Source organism: Streptomyces sp. NPDC045846 (assembly GCF_056431605.1).
Map to the genome: position 1 here is coordinate 410,073 of NZ_JBWKKJ010000001.1, position 22,790 is coordinate 432,862.

A 22,790-nucleotide genomic window follows, 5' to 3' on the forward strand; every position below is an offset into this window, starting at 1 on the left:
ACGGGGTGAGCGGTGGGAGGGCGCAGCAGGCGGGGCGTGCGGGCGCACCCTCTTCCTCGTCCGCAGGTGCCGGTGCCGGTGCCGAGCGAGGAGGCGTCGTGGGTGGGAAGCCGGTTGGTGCGGCTCCGAGAGGTGCCCGTGGCGGCAGGGCGCCCCGGGACTCACAAAAGCCACGCTCAGAGCAGGGGCTGAATGGAAGACCCGGCTACCTCACTGAGGACGAGGAGATGTGGCGACAGGGCACCCGGCGCGCTGTGCCGCCGGTCATCGACTGATGCGTTCAGGAAAGGCGCGAGGGAGTCCCATGCCAAGGAGCACTGTTCGATGCAGGCGCGGGCCCGCTGCGGTGTCGGCGTTGTGCAGCCTGTTGCTGGTGGGTGCCGTGGCCGTACCGGCCCGAGCGGAGTCAACCCGTGAGAAGCAGTGGTTTCTCGATGCAATGAAGGCCGACGAGATGTGGCGGACCAGCACAGGCAAAGGCATCACCGTCGCCGTGATCGACACAGGCGTCGACTCGCACCATCCTGATCTCTCAGGAAAGGTCCTACCGGGCAAGGACTTCGCAGAGATGCAGCCGGGCGGCGCACACGACGACTACGAGGGGCACGGCACCGGCATGGCCGGGCTCATCGTTGGAGCGGGTGATGCCGGTGGAAGCGGCGCTTTCGGCCTTGCCCCAGGAGCAAGGATTCTCCCGGTCCGCATGCCCAACGCGACTGCAGCCGCCAACCAGGCTGAAGGGGATAAGAAGTTCAACACAATTGCTCCCCAGGCGATTCGCTACGCAGCCGACCAGAACGCGAAAATCATCAACATTTCCATGGGAGCAGGAAGGACCGAAGGATCACCGGAGCTGACGGCGGCAGTGAAATACGCCCTGGAAAAAGGCTCGTTGGTCTTCGCGGCGGTGGGAAACCACGGCATGGTGAACAACGAGGTCGAGTATCCGGCCGCCACACCGGGTGTGGTCGGCGTGGCGGCGGTGGGCCGGGATCTGCACAGGACGGCCGAGTCTGAATACGGCCCCCAGGTTGATCTGGCCGCGCCCGGCGACGACATGGTGCACGCCTGCAAGAGCGAGACAAACCTGTGTAGAACGCATGGCACCAGCGACGCCACCGCCCTGGCCTCCGCCTCCGCCGCTCTGATCTGGTCGAAGCACCCCGACTGGACCAACAATCAGGTACTGCGCGTCATGCTCAACACGATTGGCGGCCCCACAGACGGATCCAAGCGGAACGATTCGATCGGGTACGGGATCGTGCGACCCCGCGTCGCCCTGGAAAACCCCGGTGACCCCGGCCCCGCCGACGTATATCCCCTGCCCGACCTCACCGCGTCCGCCACACGCCCCGCGCCGGACTCCAGCGGCAAGCCCGCTGGGCACACCGCGCCTCCCGCGGTAGAGGCCAGCGAAAGCAAAGCTGCTTCAACTTACGCAGTGCCCCTCGGGGTTGCAGCCCTGGCGGTCACAGGCGCGCTCTTCGGTCTCTGGGCGCTTCGCGCGCGTCGCCGTCGGGCGGCGGCCGCCTGAGCTCACGCGTGAGTGACTGACGACTGCCCGGCATTGGCCCGAGGCTGGCGCGGGGCGGCCGCGGACCGGGCCGTACTCTTCGCTCGATGACCGGCGCGCTGCTCTGGCCTGGGCCGCATCCCAGCCCACGTAGTGGGAGGCGGCCTCGATCGCGGGCCAGGGCTCGTGGAGGTGGAGTCAACCATGTGGACCGAAGCTGTGGCCGCCCTGCCAGGCACCACCGTTTTCCAGCCCCCGCGCGCGAATCGTCATTGATTCGGTGTGCGACGGCCCTCGCTCATGCGTTGCCCGCAGACCTCGCCGCCCTGCTCTGTGAGAGCAATGGCAGCGAGGACGAAGCCGAGTACTCCGGAGACGGCTGACCGGGCAGATCGAGTCGTAGCTCTGCATCGAGCCCCCGGGCCATGGCGGAATGCTCTTGGCGCGGCCGCCGTCATCATGGTGCCCTGTCCCGTCCCGTCCGCCGAACCGCGCCAACGCATCCGCTGCCCCACCGGCTCCCAGCCGGAGCGAAGCGGTAGGGCAATGCCACCCGTGGAATCCGGGACGGGGCGCACGGGGCCGCGCCGAACCGGCAGTTCGGGCCGGTGAACGTCAGGCCGATGCCTCCGCTCGTACGCGACTCTCGGTCTCCCGGCGTGCGACCCGGCGGCGCCTTGTCGGCATGCCCGTCGTCGGGTTGGCGACGCCCCAGGCCGCGCCCTTGCAGATCAGCTCCTTGTAGATGGCTGCCACGCGGCCCGTCAAGGCGCGGTCGAGTGCTCGGTCGTCGGCGGTGACGAACTGGATCAGGCCCTCCTTGCGGCCGAGCGAGACACACTGCTGGAAGTAGCGGATGGAGACGTCGGGGACCTTGGTGCCGGTCAGGCGCGCCGCGATGGCGTCGGCGGCCTGCCACGCCGTGGGGACGCCCGAGGCGCACGACATCCGCAGCGGCTTGTCCTCGGGGCCCATCGCCATCGCCGCGTCGCCCACGGCGTACACATCCGGGTGGGAGACCGAGCGCATCGTCGCGTCGACCACGATCTGGCCGCCGTCGGTGAGCTCCAGCGTGGTGGCCCCGGCGATCGGGTGGACCGCGAACCCGGTCGTCCAGACGGTCACCTCGGCGGGGATCGTCCGACCGTCGGCGGTCATGACGCGGTCCGCCTTCACGGCGTCGACCGCCGCGTGTTCGTGGACCGTGATGCCGAGCCTGGCCACCACCGTGCGAACGTGGGCGCGGCCCTTCGCCGAGAGCCAGTCGCCCAGTACGCCGCGGGCGGCCAGAGAGACGTCGAGATCCGGGCGGGCCTCGGCGATCTCCGTCGCCGCCTCCAGGCCGGTCAGGCCACCGCCGACCACCAGCACCGGCCGGCCGGACTCCAGGGCGGCGAGGCGCTCGCGCAGGCGCAGGGCGCCCGGGCGGCCGGAGATTTCGTGGGCGTGCTCGGCGGCGCCGGGGACGCCTCCGTCGTTCCAGCCGCTGCCGAGGGCGTAGACCAGGGTGTCGTAGGCCAGCTCTTCGCGGCCGAGGGTGTCCGCCGCTTCGATCGCTACCCTCTTGCGGTCCACGTCCACGCCGGTGACCTTCGCGAGCTTCAGCTTCACACCCGTGCCCGCGAACATCTCGCTGAACGGCCGGGGCTTGAGATCCTGACCGGTCGCGAGCTGGTGCAGCCGGACGCGCTCCACGAAGTCGGGTTCGGGGTTGACGAGGGTGATGGCGACGTCCTCGCGGTGCAGCCGCTTGGCGAGACGGCCGGCGGCGATGGCACCGGTGTAGCCGGCTCCGAGGACGACGATGCGGTGCTGCATGTCCGTACTCCTGTCTGGACGGGTTCCGCCGCTGTCCGGCGTGGTTTCGCCCCTTGAACCGGACAGCCCCTCGTTTCCTGACAGGATCAGACTGTGACCCGCGTCACTCGTGCTCAGAGGGTGTGGAGCGGGGCCTCCTCCCCGTGGTCCCCGGCGGCCCATCGCTCGTTCGCCCGGGTGAGCTTGTCGGGGTTGACCTGGCTGCGCACCGCCGCGATGCCCTCCCCGGTGACCTCCAGGCAGATGACCCCGACCACCCTGCCGTCGACGGTCGCGACGATGGCGGGCTCGCCGTTGGCCGTCGTGGCGTAGATGTCGGGCGCGCCGCCGATGTGGGCCCGCTTGGCGTCGCCGGGCTTGAACATGCCCCGCAGGAACGTCGCGACCGCGAGCGCCCCCTCGAACGCCTTCGCGCGGGCCGGGACCTTGCCGCCACCGTCGCCGACCGCGACGGCCTCCTGGATGAGCAGGCGCACGAGGGGCTCGGTGCGCCCGCTGGTCGCCGCCGTCAGGAATTCCTCGACGATGCGCCGGGCGGCACCCTCGTCGATGTCGGTGCGGGCCTTGCCGTCCGCCACGTGCTTCTTGGCCCGGTGGTAGATCTGCTGGCTGGCCGCCTCGGTGATGTCCAGGATCGCGGCGATCTCGCGGTGCGGGTAGTCGAACGCCTCCCGCAGCACGTAGACCCCCCGCTCGTTGGGCGACAGTCGCTCCAGCAGGACGAGGACGGCGTACGACACTGACTCGCGCTGCTCGACGGTGTCGGCCGGGCCCAGCATCGGGTCCCCTGCGAGCAGCGGCTCGGGGAGCCAGCGTCCCACGTACGTCTCGCGTCGGACGCGCGCCGAACTCAGCTGGTTGAGGCAGTAGTTGGTGAGGACCTTGGTGAGCCAGGCCTCGGGTACCTCGATCCGCTCGACGTCGGCCGCCTGCCAGCGCAGGAACGTCTCCTGCACGGCGTCCTCCGCCTCGCTCGCCGAGCCGAGCAGCCGGTAGGCGATGGCCTCCAGCCGGGGCCTGGCGGCCTCGAACCGGTCCACGTCACTCATGATCAGCGCCATGCCCGCGATCCTAGGCGCCGCCCGGGTGGTGCGGTAGGAGAGGTGTCGCGTGCCGGAGAGCGGTGCGGTGCCCGGACCGGTGCCGCAGATGGGCGAGTTCGTCGATCGGCCGCCTGGTCGGGCGCCACGCGTGGGCTGCCCGACCAGGCGCTGCCTCGGCTACAGATACGGGCGGGTGATCAGCTCGATCGCGTGACCGGCGGGGTCCTTGAAGTACACCCCTCGACCGCCGTGCTCGGTGTTGATCTCGCCCGAGCGCCGCATCTGCGGATCGGCCCAGTGCTCGATGCCGCGCTCGCACAGCCGCTGGTACGCCCGGTCGAACAGCTCGTCGTCAAGAAGGAACGCGTAGTGCTGCATCTGGATCTCCACCGGCGGCTCGGCGAACTGAAGGAGCACGCCGTCGGCGAACTGGATGTTGGTGAAGGGGCCCCAGGAGGGAGCCTGCGAAAGCTCCATGAGCTCTCGGTAGAACTGAGCCGATTCGCCGCGGTTCTTGGCGGCGATGATGGTGTGGTTGAAGGTGGCTGGCATGGGGTCGACCTCGCTGTCGTTCGGCACGAAATATGGGACTCGTAGGGCAGAAGCCCTGGGAGGTCCGCGTGCCGAACCGATGGGGTGCCACGTATGCACCCGCTGTGCGATCAGCCTTCCACCGGGTGGCCAATCCGTGTGTGGCGCAAGGCCGGTCCGGTGTTCACGTCGTGGACTCTACTGGATCCCCTTGACCACGACCACAGGGTGATGGCAGGCGCTTGTCGGCCCGTCACGCGGCTCGTGGTTGTTGCCTGTGGTCCATGGACGGACGGAGGCGTCGGGGGCGCAGTATGTATCGGGCCCGCTGGCATACCCCGTGGCCCGGCCCTCCGACACGGCTGAGCAAGCAGATCGGGCTGCGGTAGGCGCCTCATGACTCCGCCGCACCATGAAACGACCTCGGTGTGGTGGGCGAGACTCGCGCTGACCGTGTCGCCGCTCATTCCAGTTGCCGAAGTTCACCGCCGCAACTGATGATGGGCGCCGAGCGGACAAAGGAGTACGGACCGGATGGGACTCATGCTCTGCCCCGCGGATGACGAGGTGACCGGCCCGGACGTCTCGTGGTCGTACTTCGGGTTCAACCTGTTCAGGGAGTGGCTGGCCCAAGCCGAGGGATTCACTCTCCGCGAGATGGTCCGTTTCGGAGGAACGCGTCCATGGAGCGACGTCACGACCACGCTGGCACCACTACTTGACCATCCCGACGACGACGGCGAGCTCACACCGGCTCAGTGCGCGGCCGTGCTGCCCAGGCTGAAGGCGATCATCGAGGAGCGGTCGCCCGCCGCCCCCGATTCCGTTCTCCAGCGACGCATCGATGACACCCGACAGTTGATTGACGTAATGAAGTACTGCCTGGTCAAGGACGTCCCGCTCTGCTTCTGCTGACCGCGATCCCAGAGCTGCCCCTGCCGGCATGGCCGACAAGCACGGACACCCTCAGCGTCGCCCGCGGCAGGCCGGAGGCCACGGGGCGCGGAGGGGAATCGGTGTGCGGATGTCAGTCACGCGTGATAGTCACTACCTTCACGGGGGAGTGAGCATGAACCTCCCCGTTTGAACACAACAAGGGGTGGGGACATGGCGGTGCTCCGTGGATGGGGGCTCACGCTGGGGAGACGGGCCGGTCGGTTCGTACCGCGGGTACAGAAGGATTCGGGGGATCCGGACGTCGCGCTGGTGCGCAAGGCCGCGGCGTCCGGGGACTGGGACACGCTGCGGGGCCTGCTCGAAGCGCGGCCCGAGAGCGAGGACCGGACCGAGCTGGTCCAGGCCGCCGGAGACGCCGACGGGGTGGAGAACTGGATCGACGGGGTCATCGAAGCCGAACCGGAGGCCGCGCTGCCCCGGCTCGTGGCGGGGTTCCGCCACATCAGCTGGGGGTGGGAGGCCAGGACGGCGTTGCAGGCCTCGCACGTCTCCCGTGAGCAGTTCAAGGTGTTCCACGCCCGGCTGCGCACAGCCGAGCAGCATTTGTACGAGGTGGCCGAGCGCGAGCCGTCGTGGACCTCGCCCTGGCTCGGACTGCAGAAGACCGGACGGGGTCTTGAGGTGGGCCAGGCCACCGCGCGGCGCCGGTTCGAGGCCGCCGTACGGCGTGACCGGTTCCATCTGGGCGCCCATCAGCAGCACTTGCAGCAGGTCTGCGAGAAGTGGAGCGGCTCGCACGATGCGATGCACGCCTTCGCGCGTGAGTCCGCTCTCGGCGCGCCCGGGGGCACCCTGCTGGGCCAACTCGTCGCGACGGCGCACATCGAGCAGTGGCTCTCCCTCGACCGGGGGGCGGGCGCCGCGTACATGCGTCAGCCCGCGGTGGTGTCCTCGTTGCGGGAGGCCGCCGACCACTCGTTCAGGCACCCGGACTTCGTCCGGTCCGGAGAATGGCTCCAGGTCCTCAACACCTTCGCCATGGCGCTCTCGCTGGCCGGCGATCACGGCGGTGCGAGAGAGTGCTTCGACGCCACCGAGGGACGGGTCACCAAGTCCCCCTGGCAGTACCTCAACGGTCTCGCTCCCGCTGCGGCATACCGGAAGTGGCGCTCGGCGGTCCAGCGCTGAACCAAGGGCGCCGAGGCGACACTGTGTGGTGCGGACCGGGGCGTGACTCGTCCTTGCCGCGCCCCGGTCCGAGTCCGCGTTCCGTGGTCGTTCCGCCGCTCCGTGCTGTCAACTGCGTTGCTGCGACAGGCGGTTGAGAGCGGACGACCGGCTTTGCTCTGGGCTTCGGGCGATGGGTCCGGACGGCGGGGGCCGACGCGCGTCTCGTCCGGCCCGGCTCCGGACCGTGGTCGCCCGCTGCCTCGTCCCGCCCGCCCTGGACCCGGTCCGGCGCACTCCGTGCGCTCCCACCTTCTCCTCTCCTTCCCCCGCGTCCGCGCCACGCCATCACGACGGTGTGCAGGACGCGCTCACCGAAAGACTTCGCCAAGGTGCCTCACTCCGAGACCGCTCACACCTTCCAGGTCGACCTGCGCGGCCTGGTCGACCTGCTCTCCCACCACCTCTACTCAAGCCCCCGCGTCTACCTGCGCGAGCTGCTGCAGAACGCCGTGGACGCCATCACCGCCCGCCAGGCTGTCGAGCCGGGCGCACCCGGCGCCATCACGGTGCACACCGGGGACACCCTCACCGTCACCGACACCGGCATCGGGCTGACCGAGGCCGACGTCCACCGGTTCCTCGCCACCATCGGGCGCAGCTCCAAGCGGATCGGCGAAGGAGCCCTGGACGGTGCCGGACTCGACGCCGCCCGGGGCGAGTTCATCGGCCAGTTCGGCATCGGACTGCTCGCCTGCTTCGTCGTCGCGGACGAGATCACGGTGCTCAGCCGGACCGCCGCCGACCCCTCGGCGCCCGCCGTCGAATGGCGCGGCCACTCCGACGGCCGCTACACGATCCGTACGCTGCCCGCCTCGGCCGTGCCCGAGCCCGGAACCACCGTCCGGCTCGTGCCGCGCGCCGACACCGCACAGTGGACGAGCCCCGAGCAGGTCGTCGCTCTCGCCCGGCACTACGGCGGCCTGCTCCGGCACGAGGTCACCGTCGTCGGACGGCGCGGCGAGACGAACAAGGTCAACGAGACACCCCCGTGGGAGCAGCCGCACCGGTCGCCGCTGGCCCGCCGCGAGGCGATGACCGCGTACTGCCGCACCCTGTTCGACTTCACCCCGCTCGACACCATCGAACTCGACCTTCCGGCGGCCGGACTGCGCGGCGTCGCGTATGTGCTGCCCACGGCCGTGAGCCCGGCGCAGCGTGCGGGGCACCGGGTGCACCTCAAGGGCATGCTGCTCACGGACCAGGCGCCCGAACTGCTCCCGGACTGGGCCTTCTTCGTACGCTGCGTGGTCGACACCACCAGCCTGCGGCCGACCGCCTCCCGCGAGGCGCTGTACGAGGACGGCACCCTGTCCGCCGTGCGGGACGCCCTGGGAGAGCGCATCCGTGACTGGGTCACCGGGCTCGCCGCCAGCGACCCCTCCCTGCTGCACCGCTTCATCGACACCCACCACCTCGCGGTCAAGGCCCTCGCGCGCTACGACGACGAGCTGCTGCGCATCGTGCTGCCGTGGCTGCCGTTCGAGACCACCGACGGCAACGTGACGCTGGAGGAGTTCGCGCGGACGCATCCGACCCTGCTGGTCGCCGGGAGCGTCGAGGAGTTCCGCCAGGTCGCGCCCATCGCGGCGGCCGCGGGCCTGGGCGTCGTCAACGGCGGCTACACCTACGACCGCGACCTCGTGCACCGGCTGCCCGAGATCCGTCCGGGTACGGCCGTCACCGACCTCGACCCGGCCACCGTCACCGCGCACCTCGATGCCGTGGACCCGGCCGCCGAACTGCGCGCGGCCGCCTTCCTCTCCGTCGCCCGGGACACGATCGGCGCGCACGACTGCGACGTCGTCCTGCGGGACTTCCAGCCCGTCACCGCCCCCGCTCTGCTGCTCGACAACCGGGAGGCGCGCCACGAGCGGACCCGGTCGGGCCTGGCGGCCGAGAGCGACGGTCTGTGGGCCGACATCCTCGGTTCGCTGCGCCAGGAGTCCCCGCGCGCCCAGCTCGTCCTGAACCACCTCAACCCGCTGGTCCGCCAGGCCCTCACGATCACCGAGCGCGGCCTCGCCGTCACCGCCTCGGAAGCGCTCTACGGCCAGGCCCTGCTGCTCAGCCGGCGCCCGCTGCGAGCCAGTGAGAGCGCTCTCCTCAACCGGGCCTTCATCGGCCTGCTCACCCATGCCATGCACCAGACCGGCACGGCGGCACCCGGCTCCGAGCCCAGGAAGGAACTGTAAATGCTGGACACCCCCGAGGCCGTGGTCGAGGCGCTGCGCGCGAACAACGAGCGTGCGCACGGCAGGCAGCGCACCGTCACCGCGGAGGAACTCGTCGAGGCGGCCCAGCCGTTCGAGGAGCCCGACGTCCTCGTCACGGCTCTGCTCGAGCTGATGGCGGCGTACGAGTTCACCGGCGAACACCGCAAGTCGCCCGTCGTCTTCGCCCGGCTGCTCAAGCTGTGGGACACGACTCCCGCGTCGTTCAGCCAGTGGGAGGCCCACCAGATCTTCTGGCGCTTCAAATGGGTGACGACGTCCCTGCTCCAGGTGCCCGAGGTGCCGCTGGCCACCATCCACGGCTGGATCGACCAGATGCGCACCCGCTACGAGGCGGCCGACCACGGGCTGCAACCGGTGGCGGCGATGCGCTACCACGTCGCGTCCCACACCGGCACCGGCGTGGCCGACGCCTACGACCTGTGGGCCACCCGTCCCCGTACCGAGCTGAGTGACTGCGAGGCGTGCGAGACCCGGCACTTCGCCTGGCACCAGGTGCGGGCGGGCGACGACACGGGGGCGCTCGACACCTGGCGTCCGGTCCTGGTCGACGGCATGGGCTGCACCGAGGAGCCGCAGATGAGCCAGGCGCGCGCCCTGCTCCCGCTGCTGCGCACGGGCCGCCTCGACGAGGCCCGCTCCCACCACCTCACCGGCTACCGGCGGGTCCGGGGCAATACGGGTATGCAGGACGAGGTGGGCCTGCACGTGGAGTTCTGCGCGCTCTCCCGCAATGAGGGACGCGGCCTGGAGATACTCGCGGAGAACCGCCCGCTGTTCGAGGCAACCGGCGCCCCACTGGCCCACCTGGACTTCCTCACCGGTACCGAGGTGCTGCTCGCCCGTCTCGTGGCCGACGGCCACGACGGCACCCCCGTCGCAGGACCGCCGGGAAGGAACTGGACGACGGGCGAACTCCTCACCCACGTACGCGCCGAGGCGGACCGGCTCACCAAGGCGTTCGACGAGCGCAACGGCACCACCGCCATCGGGGAGCGCCGCCAACTGCGGCTCGCACAGAGCCCGTTGCTCGAAGAGCCGCTTCCGCTCGGACTGCGCGCGTCGCTGCCCCGCCCCTCCATCGCCGCGGGCGTCGCGAACGTCGCCGCGCCCGCCGCCGTCCCGGAGGCGCCCGAGGACTTCGTCTCGCTCGTACGCGAGGCGCGGCGCGTGGCTGCCACGGGACACCCGGGAGCCACCCGGCTGTGGACCCGCGTCGCAGAACGCCTCGCCGAGGACGGCGCCCCGCACGACGACCGGCTCGGCCCGCAGGACCTGCTGCACGCGGAGCTCGCCGAGCACCGCGCCTACGCACTCTCGCGCGAGGACCGGGAGGCGGAGAGCGTCACCGAACTGAAGCGGGCGGCCGAGCTGTTCGAGGGGATCGGGATGCCCTGGCACGCGCTCTGCGCGCGCGCCCAGGGCCTCGCCTGGACCTCCGTCTGCGACAGCCCGGCCGAAGGCGAGGCCGCGGGGGAGGGCACGGGCGCGGACGGGACGACCGCGCGGCTGGACGAGGACGCCCTCTGGGCGGGCCTCGCCGAAGTCCTGCGCGAGGCGGAACGCCTCAAGGCCGAGGCCCCGCTCGACGGCGGTGCGCTCGGCGCGGGAGAGGCCGCGTCGGAACAGGACGCGGCGGCGGCGCGCGTGCTGGAGTACCTCACGGTCTTGTTCTCCTGCGCCTTCGCGGCCTACGGCGTGGTCGCCCGGCAGCTGCCGGAGCCCTCCGAGGCGGCCTTGGCCCGGTTCGAGGAGTTCACCGCCCTGTTGCGCACCGAGGCCGAGCGCCTGTCGGTTCCTCACCACATCGCGAACGCACGGCAGTTCACGGCCGACATCGCCGGTCGCCGCGGCGATGTCGAGCGTGCCGTGGCCGGGCTGCGCGCGGCCCTGAAGGACGTCGAAGCCTCCGACCGGCCCTGGCGCGGTTCGCGTCCGCGGGCCCTGCTCGCCCAGCTGCTGATGGCCTCCAACGAGCAGGCCGAGGCGGTGGACCTGCTGCACCAGGCGATCGCCGACGCCGTCCGCTACGACGATCGCGACTTCGCCCTCGCTCCCACCTACGCGCTGCTCGGCCACGCCGCCTCGCACCTCGGTGACACGAGCGGTGCCGTACGCCATCTCTCGGAGGCAGCGGCCCGGTTCGACCAGGACGGATCTCACGACGAGGCCGCCAACGCCCGCCTCCAGCTCGCCGACGTCCTGGCGGGCGCGGGGCAGCAGGCCGACGCCGTCGCCGTACTGGAGTCCGTCCTCAACGGCGACGAGGCCTCCACGCTCGACGAACGGCTGGCCGCCCAGACCCGGTTGACGCTGGCGCGCGGGCTGCGGGAGCTGGAGGAGTTCCTGCCCGCGGCCGAGGAGTTCGTGCGGCTCGCGGACGCCATCGCGGCGTGGGAGGACGAGCCCGGGCTTCAGACCATGGTGGCCGCGGAGACGGCCGTCACGCTGGCGATGGCCGACCGCTGGGACGCCGCGGGCACGGCGTACGAGCGTGCCGTCGCCTCGAACGCCGAGGCCCCCAGACCGTCCCTCGTCACGCGGATGATGTGCGAGTTCGCGCGCCTGGTGATGCTGGCCCGCGGGGCCGACGGCCTGGAGACGGCACTGGACCACCTCACCCGGGCCGACGCGGTCCGCGCCGCCGTGCCGGACGGCACCGAAGGCTTCGTCCCCTGGTACGAGACGGGCGCCGTGCACTACCGCCGTGCCCGTGTCCTGGCACAGGCCGAGGCCTTCCCGAAGGCCCTGGCCGAGGCGGAGGCCGCCATCGCCGCCTATGACCAGGGCGGGGAGCACGGCGAGGTGGAACGCGCCGAAGCCACCCGGATCGCCGCCCTGGTCGAAGGCAATGGACTCGGCCGGTTCAAGGAGGCCATCGCCCGTCTCGCGGCGGCAGCGGAGCGAGCCCGCACGGCGGGCCTCGCGGAGGCCGCCCAGATTCTCGACGCGCTGCGACAGGACTACGAGAAGCGGTAGCGGGCCGCGCACTCCGACCCGGCCTCTGCACGCGGGAGCGTGCGGGGGCCGGGCCGCTCCGTGGAGTGCTGGGAGCGTACGAAGGGCCCGGCGCGTACCGGGGGACGGTAAAGCCTTGCCGCGCCCGGGAGTTCAGGCCTGCAACCGGTCCACGAGGGCGAGAAACAGATGGAGATTGAGGATCTTCGAGGTGCTGAGCAGGAGCACGCCGCGGCCGTGGGCGTCGTCGAAGTGCACCCTGCCGTCCGAGGTGCGGACCTTGTCGATCGCCGACCAGCTCACGGTCTCACGCCCGTCCGTCACGCCGTCACGGTCGAGGGCGACCCGTCCGAACGTCAGCGTTTCGTTCCTGCGGAGCCGTGCGGTCATCAACGGCCACTGAGCGTTCGCCACGCCCTTCTGGATCTCCGGACCCCAGGCGCGCTCGTACACGACCGCCGGGCCACGGGTGTGGGACGTGCCGCCGTACTCGACCAGTTGCTGGGGCAGCATCCCCGGCAGGCCGCGCCCGACCGTCAGCGCGGCACCGTCCGGGCCGATCAGCGTGTACGAGGCGTCCCTCAACTTGCCGTCGACCGTGGCCAGATACTGAAGGACCGACGTCGACTCCCAGTGGTACACCCACTCCGAACCCCCAGGAGCGGTGACGACCACCCCGTTCTCGTACAGATGCAGCCGTGACTCGCCCCACTGCTTGCGGAAGCGGCCCTCGATGTTCGCCGCCCCGGTCCGCCAGCGGCCGAGCTGCTTGTACTCGGCCAGCGCACTCACCCGGTCGTCGGGTGAGGGTATCCATTCGTCCATGACTTCCCCCGCGTGGGACATCTGGTTCCGTGGGGCGGATGGGTCATCGGCCCCGTACCGATCATGCCAACGCTCGGCACGTCGGGGAACCTCGGCCGCGAGCGGAAGACGCGTCTGTGCACAGCGGCCACAGCTGACTTGACGCATCATCAGGCCTGCTCATGCGGGGATTCCGAACCTCACAGACGTGCCCCCAGCCGACCGCCGCGGACAGGACGCGGGTGCGCTCACGACGGCCGGGCCCATCAGGGAGTGACGGCGGGCCCCGCGGTGTGCTCGGGGCCCGCCTGACTGCTCTGGGCTAGGGCAGGGACCACCAGTTGACCCAGAGTCCGGAGTCGTCGGTGATCACGAACGCGTAGGGCCGCTGCGTCGCGCTCGGGTTGTCCTGGACGGTGATGGCCTCACCAGGGCGTTCGACGACGCGGCCACCAGGAGTGCCCTGGGCCGCCCAGTTCCACTTGGCGCCGTCCCACCAGTTCACGTGCAGCTTCGAGTCATCGCCGATCACGAAGGCGTACGGCCGCTGCGCCGCGTTCGGACTGTCCTGAACCGTGACCGCGCCGACCTTCTCGATGACGCCGCGCCCGCTCGGCGCCCCCTGCGCGCTCCAGTGCCACGCCTTGCCGTCCCACCAGTTGACGTGCAGCTTCGAGTCGAGGCCGCGTACGAAGACGTACGGGCGCTGCGCGGCCTGCGGGTCGTCCTTCATGGTGACCGCGCCGATGGTGGCCCTGACGCCGACCGTGCTGGTGGGCCTCTGCTGATCGTTCCACTGCCATGAACCCATCGAGCTTCCCTCCCCGCCCCAGGCCGGCACCGCGCCGACGGGGCATGCCGAGTCGTGCTCCGGGAGCCCGGCGCCGGGGAGAAACAAGCGCCGGGCAACAACAGGGACGGGCCCGGCCGGGGTCCCGCGAAGGTTGTGTGAGCGCACACTCTGGCAGCGTGGCGCCGGTCTGTCACCGGCACAACGCGGAAGGCGATGCTCCGTGGGGTCGATCCGGACACCGTCGTTCTGCCTCCCCAAGTCCCGTCAGGACGGAACCCCTGCCCTCGCGGGTGACTCGGGCCCTCAACTCGGCTGTGCCGACGGTCCGTTCCACGCCGACACCTGAGTCGGTGTCGGCCCTCTCTCGGGCACGCCAAGTCCCTACCGTCCCCATGTGGGCAACCGGAGCCCACCCGTGTCGCTCTTCCGCTTGAATGGGACATATGGCAAGCGAGTTGGGTTTCGCCGAGGACGATCTGCTGGCGCGGGCCGGGCAGCGGTCCTTCGAGCGGGGGCGTGGATATCTTGACGCGGTGTCCGGCCTGGAGGTCGGCGATGGCTGGATCACGGCGACCGTGCACGGCACCGAGGCCTACGAGGTGGAGCTCACCGAGGACCGGGGAGGCGGAATCCTCGGCGAGTGCGACTGCCCCTACGGGCAGGAGGGCCACTTCTGCAAGCACTGCGTGGCCGTGGGGCTGACGGTCCTGCGGCAGGCGAGCGCGATCCCGCGCCAACGGGCCGCCGCCGCGCAACGGACCGCCGGTCTCGACGCCTGGCTCAAGGCGCTGTCCCACGACGAGCTCCTGGCCCTGCTGCGTGAGCAGATCGCCCACGACCGGGGGCTACGCCGCCGCCTTGAGCTGCGCGCCGCGAGCGCCCGCTCGGACATGGCCGTGGTGCGCGAGCGCGTCATGGCCCTGCTCGATGCGCGCCCCTTCGCCCGCTACGGATACGTCGAGTACGAGGACGCGGGCGCGTACGCGGAACAGGCCGCCGCGGCGGTGGACGCGCTGCGTGCGCTCGCCACGGGCGACCGGGCACACGAGGCGATGCTCCTGGCACGGGAGGCGATCCGCACGCTCAGCCAGACCTACGGGGAGATCGACGACTCCGACGGAGTGGTCGGCGACGTCGGGCGGGACCTCGCCGACGTCCACCTCCAGGCCTGCGGTACGGCGAGGCCGGACCCGGTCGAGACGGCCGAATGGCTGGTCCAGCACCTGCTCAGCGAGCTCAACGACGTCACGGACATCGACCCGGTCGACTACCGCAAAATCCTCGGCCCGACCGGCCTGGCCCGGGCACGGGAGCTGGCGACCGCGGCCCGGCGCCGCGCCCCCAACGGGTGGATGGAGAAGTACCTGATGGAGCGGCTGGTCAAGGCGGAGGGAAACGTGGACGCACTGATCGCCGTGTACGCCGCCGACCTTTCCCCCACCGGCACCACCCACCTCAGGATCGCGATGGAGCTGGACGCGGCGGGTCGCGAGGCCGAGGCCCTCGACTGGGCCGAGCGCGGACTGCGGGAGGCCAGGGAGTCCGAGGGCGCCGACGATCGGCTCGTCGACTACGTCTGCGCCCGCTACGCGCAGACGGGCCGTACGGGCGACGTGGTCGCGGTCCGCCGAGAGCGCTTTCAGGCACGCCGCTCGCTCGCCGCGTACCAGGTGCTGCGCACCGCGGCCGAGGCAGCGGGCTGCTGGAAGACGGAACGCGAGGCCGCGCTGGAGGTTCTGCGCGCCGATGCGGCCGAGCGTGGGTCCTACCGCGGCCCCGTGCTGGTCGACGCCCTGCTCGACGACGGTATCCTGGACGCAGCCTGGCAGGCGGCCGAGGGCCGCGGCGACGACCGGCAGTGGCTCACCCTCGCGGACCGCTCGAAGGACACACGGCCCGCCGATGCGCTCGCGGTCTACCTGCGGCTGATCGAACCGCTGAAGCAGCGGACGGGGGACCGCACCTATCAGCAGCTGGCCCGGCTGTTGCTCGCGGCCCGGGAATGCCACCAACACCTGGGAACCCACGAGGAGTTCACCACCTACCTCACCACGCTGCGCGCCGACCAGAAACGCAAGCGCAACCTGATGAAGACGCTGGACGAGCACGGTCTGTGAGCGCTGCGGCGAGCCCCGTCACGCCAGGTCTGCCAGGAGCGTGTCCAGCACCGCCTCCTCCTCGACGCGGTGGCCGATGTCGGTGAGGGCGCGGGCGAGGGCGGGCTCCCAGGGGGATTCGGCGGGGGTGCCGGACAGGGGAACGGGTGTTGCGGCGGTGGCGGCCGCCGTTCGGTAGTCGGCGGCCGTGTAGCGCCATGGCTGCCAGGGCACGTGGCGCAGCAGGGTGGCGGCGATGCGCAGCCCGCCCCAGTCGAAGTCGCCGTGGTACAGCAGGGTCGCGCCGCGGGTATGGAGGTGGCGCAGCAGGGTGAGGGCGGCGGCCGAGGGCTGTCCCTGGAGGCAGATGAGGGGCGCACAGTCGGGGCCGTACGTGTCGGCTGCCGCTGCCAGGACGGTCGGGTTCTCGCAGGCATGGATCGTTGAAACCTTCATCGCGGGCGACTGGCGTGTGAGTTGACGAAGGGTCAGCACGGCCGGCTCGCCCGATTCGGCCAGTGCGTCGAGGGCCGGGGTGCCGCGCAGGTTGAGGGTGAGGACGGTGGAGGAGAGGGCGTCGCGCAGCAGTCCTGCCGATGCCCACGCCTCGCGTCGCCATTCGGCGCCGCTGCCGTCGGGGAAGGCGGTGAGGGCCCGGATGCCGGAGAGGGTGACGGTGGCCAGGGGCGTGGCGTCGTCGAGGGCATGAGCGCTGCCGAGGACGCGGGCGGCGAAGGCGGGCAGTGAGACGGGCGGGCCGACGGGGAGCTCGTGCAGCACTGTCGCCAGGTCGGTGAGCAGGGCGCGAGCGGCGTCGGGGCTGCGCGCGAGACGCCGTACGAGGCCGTCGTCGCGTATCCGGCCCGCCCAGTCGGCGAGTTCGGGCCGGCTGAGGGCGAGGGTGTCGAGGGGCTCGTGCGCCTGGCGCCAGGCCCGGGCCTCGTCGTCGCGGGCTCGGCTGAGCGGGATGACGGGGCCCGCGAGCGCGGTGTGGGCGGCCGCGAGGCCGTCGGGGCTGATGCCGGAGCGGCGCAGGACGAAGTCCACGGCCTCCAGGCGCACCGTCAGCGACCGGCCCCCGCGAGGGGCCCGGCCCAGGAGGCGTTCGGCTGCCGCCCGCTGGGCACCGGTCGGCGCGGCCAGCGAGACCGGGCCGGACAGCGGCTGTCCGCGCTCCAGGCGGCGGCGCACGCGCTCCACGAGCCATGCGAGGTCGGGGGTGCCGAGCAGTCGGCGCAGACGTACGGTGTCGACCTGCGCGGCGGGGGCGGGCCGGTCGTCGGGTACGGCGAGGTCCACGACGGCGGGTTCGGGCACGCTGGGGCGGTCGACCCGCGTGCTGTCGTCGCTGGCGTACCGCTCACGCAGGGCGGGCGTGCCGGTGTGGTCGGCCCCTTCGCGTCCGTCGTCGAGATACCGCTCGCCCTGGGCGGGGCCCCGGGTGTCGTCGGCCCGCTCCGAGGTCATGTCCACAGCGACTCCTGGGGGCCCGCGTCGGCGGTGTCCGCCGGTGCCCGATGCCCGGGATCCTCGCCCTGTACGCGTGCGGCGCCGTCCCACTCCCAGCGGGTGACCAGGACCGCGGCCACCTCGTCGATGCGGGAGAGCTGGGCGATGGCGATGCCCGGGACCTGCGGGTAGCAGGCCCATTCGCGTTCGCTGGTCATCACCACGTCGAGGTCGAAGGCGTGGAGCAGGCCCAGGCACTTCGCGCGGGAGTCGTCGTCGACGCCCGCGAACGCTTCGTCGAGGGTGACCAGACGCGGTGCGTGCGGGTTTCCCGCGCTGGCGTAGTGGGAGGACGCGGCGGCGAACAGCGGGACGGACACGGCCAGGGCCCGTTCACCGCCGGAGGCGGGTCCGGTGGCGGGGACCCAGCGGCCGCCCTGCTGGCGTTCGATCCCGAACTCGTGCCAGGAGCGGTAGTCGAGGGCGGCGGTGAGGTGTTCCAGCCAGCTGCCCGAGCTGTCGTCGCTCTGTTGCTGGGCGATCTGCGCCTGCAGGAACTCGCCGACCGCGACGCGGTCTTCCAAGGTCCAGGCGTCGGCCGACTGGCGCAGCCGTTCGCGGGCCTGGGCCAGTCCGGCGGGGGCCTTGCGGGAGGGGCGCCACACCAGGCGAAGACGCATTCCGGTGGAGGTGGGCCGAGTCTCCAACTCCCGGTTCATCACCTGCACTTGGCGTTCCGCGGCCCCGATGAGTTCTTGGAGGGTTCCGGCCACTTCGGTGATCAAATGGGTTTGCAGGACCTCGCGTTCGTGCGCGGACAGGATGCGGGTGAGCTCGCCGACCTCGACGGTGAGGGCGGCCGCGAGGTCGGGCACGGAACGCCGGCGGCCCTGGTAGACGATGTCGATGACCATGCCGTCCTCGACCATGCGGGCGGAGGCGGTGTGGCCGTGCCGGGACAGGGCGTTCTGCAGGATCGTGAGTTCTTCGCTGAGGCGGCGCTGAATGCGCTCCCAGGCACTGTCGGAGTCCTCGGTCTGGACCAGGGCGGCCTCGATGGCGCGGGCCAGGGCGACGGCGGGCGTGGCCGCCCAGGGCCCTTCGTCCAGGGCCGGGATGTCGAGGTCGGGCAGGGCCACGTGGATCAGGCCGGTGGTGGCGAAACGCTGGAGTGCGGTGATGGCGTCCGCGCGGTGGGCGGCCGCATCGGCGACGTCCTTCTCCAGCTGCTCGATGCGGCCTTCCGCGCGGCTGGCGCGCCGGTCGGACTCGCCGTGCTGATCGCGGGCCCGGCGCTGATCGACGGCGCAGATACGGAGCGCCTCGGCGGCCTCGGTGAGTCGGCGTTCGAGTTCGGCGACGGCCGCGCCGACCGTGGAGCGCAGGGTGCGGTGGCGTTCGTCGGCCACGGCCGCCTCGCGGGCGGCGTCCTCGGCCCGCAGGGCGAGTTCCGCGGTGCGCTGACCGGCCTGTTCGGCCTCGGCGCGTTCCTCGGTGACGGTGCGGTCGGCTTCCCCGCGTTGGCGCAGAGCGGGCCACAGGGCGGCGAGCACGGTGGCGAGGTCGGCGAGGGAGTGCCGTACGGCGACCAGCCCGTCCCGATCGGACGGAATGCCCAAGTCCGCTGCTGTAGAGCTCAGTTCGGCTGCTGCGCGTTCGGCTCGTTCGGCCGCTTCGGTGAGGTCGGCGGCTCGCTCTTCTCGGCGGGCACGGGCCCGGCGGGCCGTGTCGGCGGCGGCGCTCACATGGGAGTGCGCCTGTCGGAGCGGGGCGTCGTCAGGTAGGGATGCCAGCTCGGAATCGAGGGAGCGGCGGCGTTCGGCGACGGTCCGGTTCTCGGCCGTGACACGCTCCGACTCGGCCTGAAGCGTGGCCAGTTGGCCGCGCAGCGCGTCGATCAGGGCGCGCCTGGCCTCCTCGCGGGCACCCTCGCCGACGTACTCGGGGGCAGGCTTGGTCCAGCGCCCGGTGAGCGCTCCGGCGCGGAAACGGCCGTCGGTGGCGACCCAGGTGTCGCAGGAGGATTCAGAGGGAGCGGCTTCGAGAGGCGCGGGGAGGGGAGCGAGGCCGATCGAGGCCAGGAGCCGTCCGACGGTCTCCTCGGCGACGGCCGCCGCTCGCGCGTCGCCGCGGTCCACGGCCGGACGCAGCACGTCGGCCAGAGAGGCCCCGGTGAGGGGCCCGGTGCGCGGGGCGAGCAGGACGTCGTGACCGTCGTCGGCAAGGACGCTGCCGTCGGGCCGCACCCAGGAGTCGAGGAGGCCGGATGCCTCAAGGGCCGCTTCGATGTGCGCGCGGTCCTCGAGGGCGACGGTGTCGTGGAAGTCGACGAGTCGCCACAGAGGCGCGCCCGGGAGTCGTTCGCGCAGCCCGGGAGTGCGGGTGTGCGGAGCGTCGGGGCCGCGCTGACCACCGGCCTCCAAAGCGGCGAGTTCGGCACGGGCCTGTGCGGTGCGCTCGGCCAGCTCCTTGCCACGAGCGCTCAACCGGGCCGCCCGGTCCGCGAGTTCGGCCGTTCGGGCGCGATGGGCGCGCCCGGCGTGCACCCGCGCCGGGTAGGGCCCGTCCAGGTGGCCGGTCCAGTCCTGGAGCTCGTCCAGGAGGCCCACCCCATCCTCGTACGTCAACTCGCGGCACTGGGCGCTGTGTTCGCGTACGGAATCCAGCAGTGCCCGGCCCGCCCGCGCGGCCTCGGCCTCGGCCCGGCCGTGTGCCTCGGTGCCGTGTGCGAGGTCGGCCTCCGCCTCGTCCAGGCGCCGTGAGGCGGCGAGGCGCTCGCGGGCGGCCTCGTCCGCCGTGTCCAGAAGGTTCTCGACATGGGTGAGGGTGCGGCGCCTGCGGTCCAGGGCTTCCTCGGCGGCCTGCCGGGTCGGCTCCTCGTCGAGGCCGACGCGTGCCTGTGCGGCGGTCTCCCGGGCGCGCAGGAGGAGGCTCTCTGCCTGCTGTCGTGCGGAGGTGAGCCTGTTTTCGGCGGCGGCGAGGCGGTCGAGGGCGCGGGTGTGGAGCACGGCGGCCTGCGCGCGGTCGGCCTCCGCGCGGGACTGTGCCTGCGCGGTGCGTTCGGCGTGGGCGGCGGCCTGCTCCAGCTCGCGCGCGCTGCGCATCTCGGGTCCTTCGCGCAGCGCTGCGTCCTGCGCCTTGAGCCGCGCCTCGCCCTCCTCCAAGGTGGCGAGGCGCGCCGCGGCCTCCGCCCGGTCCCGCTCGGCCGTCTCCTTGAGCGACTGCGCCTCGGTCAGATCCCGCTGGAGGTGCTCGTAGCGGGAGTGTTCGGTGCGCGGCAGCCGGGCCCGGCGGCGAGTGGCGATGCGCGCGTAGCGCCGGTAGTGGTCGAGGAACGCGGAGGCGGCGCGCTCGGCCTCGGTCGCCGCCCGCAGCTCGTCCTTCTCCTCGTCCAGCGAGCGGAACGCCTCGGCGACGTCGGCGACGACGGCCTGGTCCATCGGCGGCAGAGCCTCGGTCAGGGCACGGGAGAGAGCGCTCTCGTTGGGGCGTTTGGACAGCTGGGGCTGGCGGAGCTGGATGAGCAGGTCGACCAGGGCGCCGTAGCGCTGCTCGCCGAGCCCGAACAGTGCCTCGTCGACGGCCCGCCGGTAGGCCTTGGCCTGGTCGTACACCATGCCGCGTCCTGCCATCGCCTCGGCGAGGCGGTCGCGGGACAGGGCGGTGCCGGTCGCGTCGAGGAAACCGAGGTCCACGCCGACGCGCTGATCGGTCACGGCGTACCAGTGGCGGGCGATGCCCCGCCCAGCGACGGCCTTGAGCCCGCAGGCGAGCGTACGGAAGTGCTCCTCGCCAGTGCTCTCGTCCCGGCGGCCGAACTCGATCCAGGTGTAGCCCAGACGCTCCGGGTGCGGATGCTCGCCGCCGAGCAGCAGGTTCCACTCCATGCGCTTGCCCGGGTCGCCGTCGGGTTCCACGCGGCGCGGGGTGAGGTCGCCGTCCAGGAGGAAGGGCAGGGTGAGAGCGAGGACCTTGGACTTGCCGGTGCCGTTGTTGCCGCGCAGCAGCAGACGCCCGTCGCGGAAGTGGAACTCCTCCACGTCGTAGTGGAAGAGGTCGACGAGCCCGATGCGCAGGGGCTGCCAGCGGGTGCGGCACGGAGCGGGCAGGACGGTCATCGGTCGGTGGTCCTTCGCTGGGCGGGCAGTTCCGGTGCGGGCAGGCCCGAGGCAGGCTTTCGCGCCGCGGACTTGCGGGACCCGGGCCTTGCTGGTGCGGGCTGTCCGGGTTCGAGGACGACGGCCTCCCCGACGGCGTACCGGGCCAGGGCCGGCCGGGGCACGACGGCGTCCCGGGGGCGGGTCACGAGTGAGAGAGCGGCGAGTCGTGAGACGGCCTGCTCGACCAGTTCGGCCTCGGCGCCGGGTTCACGCGCGGACTTGGCCCAGAAGCCGCCGTGCTCGGCGGCGAGTTCCCGCACCCGCCGCTCCAGCTCTCGCGTGGCGACGGGGCCGGGGCAGGCGGCCAGATGCTCGGCGAGGAGCAGCGTGATGTGCCCGTGGGTGCCTTGCTCGGGCATGCGCACGTCGGTGAGGCCGTCGTCGGGGTCGACCATGGCGATGCCCTCGGCGCGGACCTCGGCGACCAGACCGGTCAACTCACCGATGCGGGCGGTGAGGAATCCGCGCTGCCGGGTGAGATAGGCCAGCTCCGCATCGGTGAGGTCGTCGTAGTAGAGCACCGGGTCGTCGAGGAGGCGGCGGGTCAGGGAACGGCGCATCGCCCGAAACCGCAGGTCGTCGCTGTCCAGGGCGGTCTCGGCGACGAGCTCGGACAGCCGCTCCTCGAACGTCGTCGCCCGGATGAGGGAGGGGCCGCGGCGCGCGGCGAGCAGTCCGGCGAGCACCCTCCGCTCGACGTCGTACAGCACGTCGCCCGCCCCGCTGACGTACGCCTCCTCGTCCCCGGCCACGCGCCGCAGCACCCCGAGGCTCAGCAGGAGCCGTACGACGGCGGCCAGGTCGAGGCGTTCGTCGCGGCGGTCCAGGGTGAACTCGACTCCGGAGGCGACCAGTTGGGGATCCGCCGCGTCGAGTACGACCTGTTCGGCGAGGCGGCCGAGCGCGATCTGTGCCTCGCCGCGCTCCAGGGCGGCCAGCGCGAGACAGAGCAGGACGTAGCGGCGCCGGGTGAAGGGGGCGGCGCTCCGCTTGGCCTCCCGCGCGGGGTGGGTGGGGTCGGTGAGGGTGCCCGGAGTCTTGCGCAGCCGTGCGGTCTCGGCGTCCACCTGGAGCGACCAGCCGGTGTTGCGGTCGAACCACTCGCGCAGCTCCGTCGCGTGCCGGCGCACCAGCCGGAACGCGTCCGCGTGCGGGCCGCGCGCGAGCAGCAGCGGCTCGGCGAGCAGCGCCCGGGCGGCCTTGCGCACGTCGGCGGCGTGCTGGCCCTCCAGGACCTGGGCGAGGGGCGTGCTCATCGAGTCCCTCC

14 protein-coding genes are annotated in these 22,790 nt (G+C 72.0%); 6 read left to right on the forward strand and 8 right to left on the reverse strand.

Annotated elements, in window-relative coordinates:
- Positions 1-373: 373 nt before the first annotated feature.
- A complete protein-coding gene (gene mycP, locus AC07F3_RS01885; RefSeq protein WP_479109464.1) occupies positions 374-1,534 on the forward strand; it encodes a type VII secretion-associated serine protease mycosin in 1,161 nt (386 codons plus the stop codon).
- Positions 1,535-2,128: 594 nt separating this feature from the next.
- Here the strand turns inward: mycP and AC07F3_RS01890 are convergent.
- The 3 genes from AC07F3_RS01890 to AC07F3_RS01900 form a co-directional block, all read right to left on the reverse strand.
- Positions 2,129-3,331, reverse strand: coding sequence for an NAD(P)/FAD-dependent oxidoreductase (locus AC07F3_RS01890; protein WP_479109466.1), 1,203 nt, complete (start codon positions 3,329-3,331; stop codon positions 2,129-2,131).
- Between the two features lie 113 nt (positions 3,332-3,444).
- On the reverse strand, positions 3,445-4,392 hold the full coding sequence (gene sigJ, locus AC07F3_RS01895; RefSeq protein WP_479109468.1) for an RNA polymerase sigma factor SigJ: 948 nt from the start codon (positions 4,390-4,392) through the stop codon (positions 3,445-3,447).
- A gap of 159 nt (positions 4,393-4,551) precedes the next feature.
- Positions 4,552-4,926 carry a VOC family protein gene (locus AC07F3_RS01900; RefSeq protein ID WP_479109470.1) on the reverse strand — a complete coding sequence of 125 codons (375 nt, stop codon included), beginning with the start codon at positions 4,924-4,926 and terminating at the stop codon, positions 4,552-4,554.
- A gap of 513 nt (positions 4,927-5,439) precedes the next feature.
- On the opposite strand from AC07F3_RS01900, the gene AC07F3_RS01905 reads away from it, so the two are divergent.
- The 4 genes from AC07F3_RS01905 to AC07F3_RS01920 all read left to right on the forward strand — a co-directional run bounded on the left by AC07F3_RS01905 (position 5,440) and on the right by AC07F3_RS01920 (position 12,242).
- Entirely contained in the window at positions 5,440-5,820 is a 381-nt protein-coding gene (locus AC07F3_RS01905) for a hypothetical protein (RefSeq protein WP_479109472.1), read from the forward strand.
- Between the two features lie 192 nt (positions 5,821-6,012).
- Positions 6,013-6,990 (forward strand): hypothetical protein, encoded by a 978-nt coding sequence (locus AC07F3_RS01910; protein ID WP_479109474.1) that lies wholly within the window; start codon positions 6,013-6,015, stop codon positions 6,988-6,990.
- Between the two features lie 371 nt (positions 6,991-7,361).
- Positions 7,362-9,224, forward strand: a complete 1,863-nt coding sequence (locus AC07F3_RS01915; protein ID WP_479109476.1) for an HSP90 family protein — start codon at positions 7,362-7,364, stop codon at positions 9,222-9,224.
- Complete coding sequence (locus AC07F3_RS01920) at positions 9,225-12,242, forward strand: hypothetical protein (RefSeq protein WP_479109478.1); 3,018 nt, start codon at positions 9,225-9,227, stop codon at positions 12,240-12,242. It abuts the gene before it with no gap.
- Between the two features lie 132 nt (positions 12,243-12,374).
- On the opposite strand, the gene AC07F3_RS01925 is transcribed toward AC07F3_RS01920, so the two are convergent.
- Together AC07F3_RS01925 and AC07F3_RS01930 are read right to left on the reverse strand one after the other, a co-directional pair.
- Positions 12,375-13,046, reverse strand: coding sequence for a DUF6585 family protein (locus AC07F3_RS01925; protein WP_479109480.1), 672 nt, complete (start codon positions 13,044-13,046; stop codon positions 12,375-12,377).
- Positions 13,047-13,347: 301 nt separating this feature from the next.
- Positions 13,348-13,836, reverse strand: coding sequence for a hypothetical protein (locus AC07F3_RS01930; RefSeq protein WP_479109481.1), 489 nt, complete (start codon positions 13,834-13,836; stop codon positions 13,348-13,350).
- Positions 13,837-14,261: 425 nt separating this feature from the next.
- Here AC07F3_RS01930 and AC07F3_RS01935 point away from each other — a divergent pair, with 425 nt between their 5' ends.
- Positions 14,262-15,935: an SWIM zinc finger family protein gene (locus tag AC07F3_RS01935; protein WP_479109483.1), complete on the forward strand. Its 1,674-nt coding sequence runs from the start codon at positions 14,262-14,264 to the stop codon at positions 15,933-15,935.
- Positions 15,936-15,953: 18 nt separating this feature from the next.
- Here AC07F3_RS01935 and AC07F3_RS01940 read toward each other — a convergent pair whose 3' ends face one another.
- The 3 genes from AC07F3_RS01940 to AC07F3_RS01950 are packed head-to-tail and all read right to left on the reverse strand — an operon-like array spanning position 15,954 to position 22,779.
- Positions 15,954-17,381 (reverse strand): TIGR02679 family protein, encoded by a 1,428-nt coding sequence (locus tag AC07F3_RS01940; protein ID WP_479109484.1) that lies wholly within the window; start codon positions 17,379-17,381, stop codon positions 15,954-15,956.
- The gene (locus AC07F3_RS01945) at positions 17,378-21,481 is read right to left on the reverse strand and encodes a TIGR02680 family protein (RefSeq protein ID WP_479109486.1); all 4,104 of its coding nucleotides are present in this window, start codon (positions 21,479-21,481) and stop codon (positions 17,378-17,380) included. Before AC07F3_RS01945 ends, AC07F3_RS01940 begins: the two co-directional genes overlap by 4 nt.
- Positions 21,478-22,779: a TIGR02678 family protein gene (locus AC07F3_RS01950; protein WP_479109488.1), complete on the reverse strand. Its 1,302-nt coding sequence runs from the start codon at positions 22,777-22,779 to the stop codon at positions 21,478-21,480. Before AC07F3_RS01950 ends, AC07F3_RS01945 begins: the two co-directional genes overlap by 4 nt.
- Between the last annotated feature and the right edge of the window lie 11 nt (positions 22,780-22,790).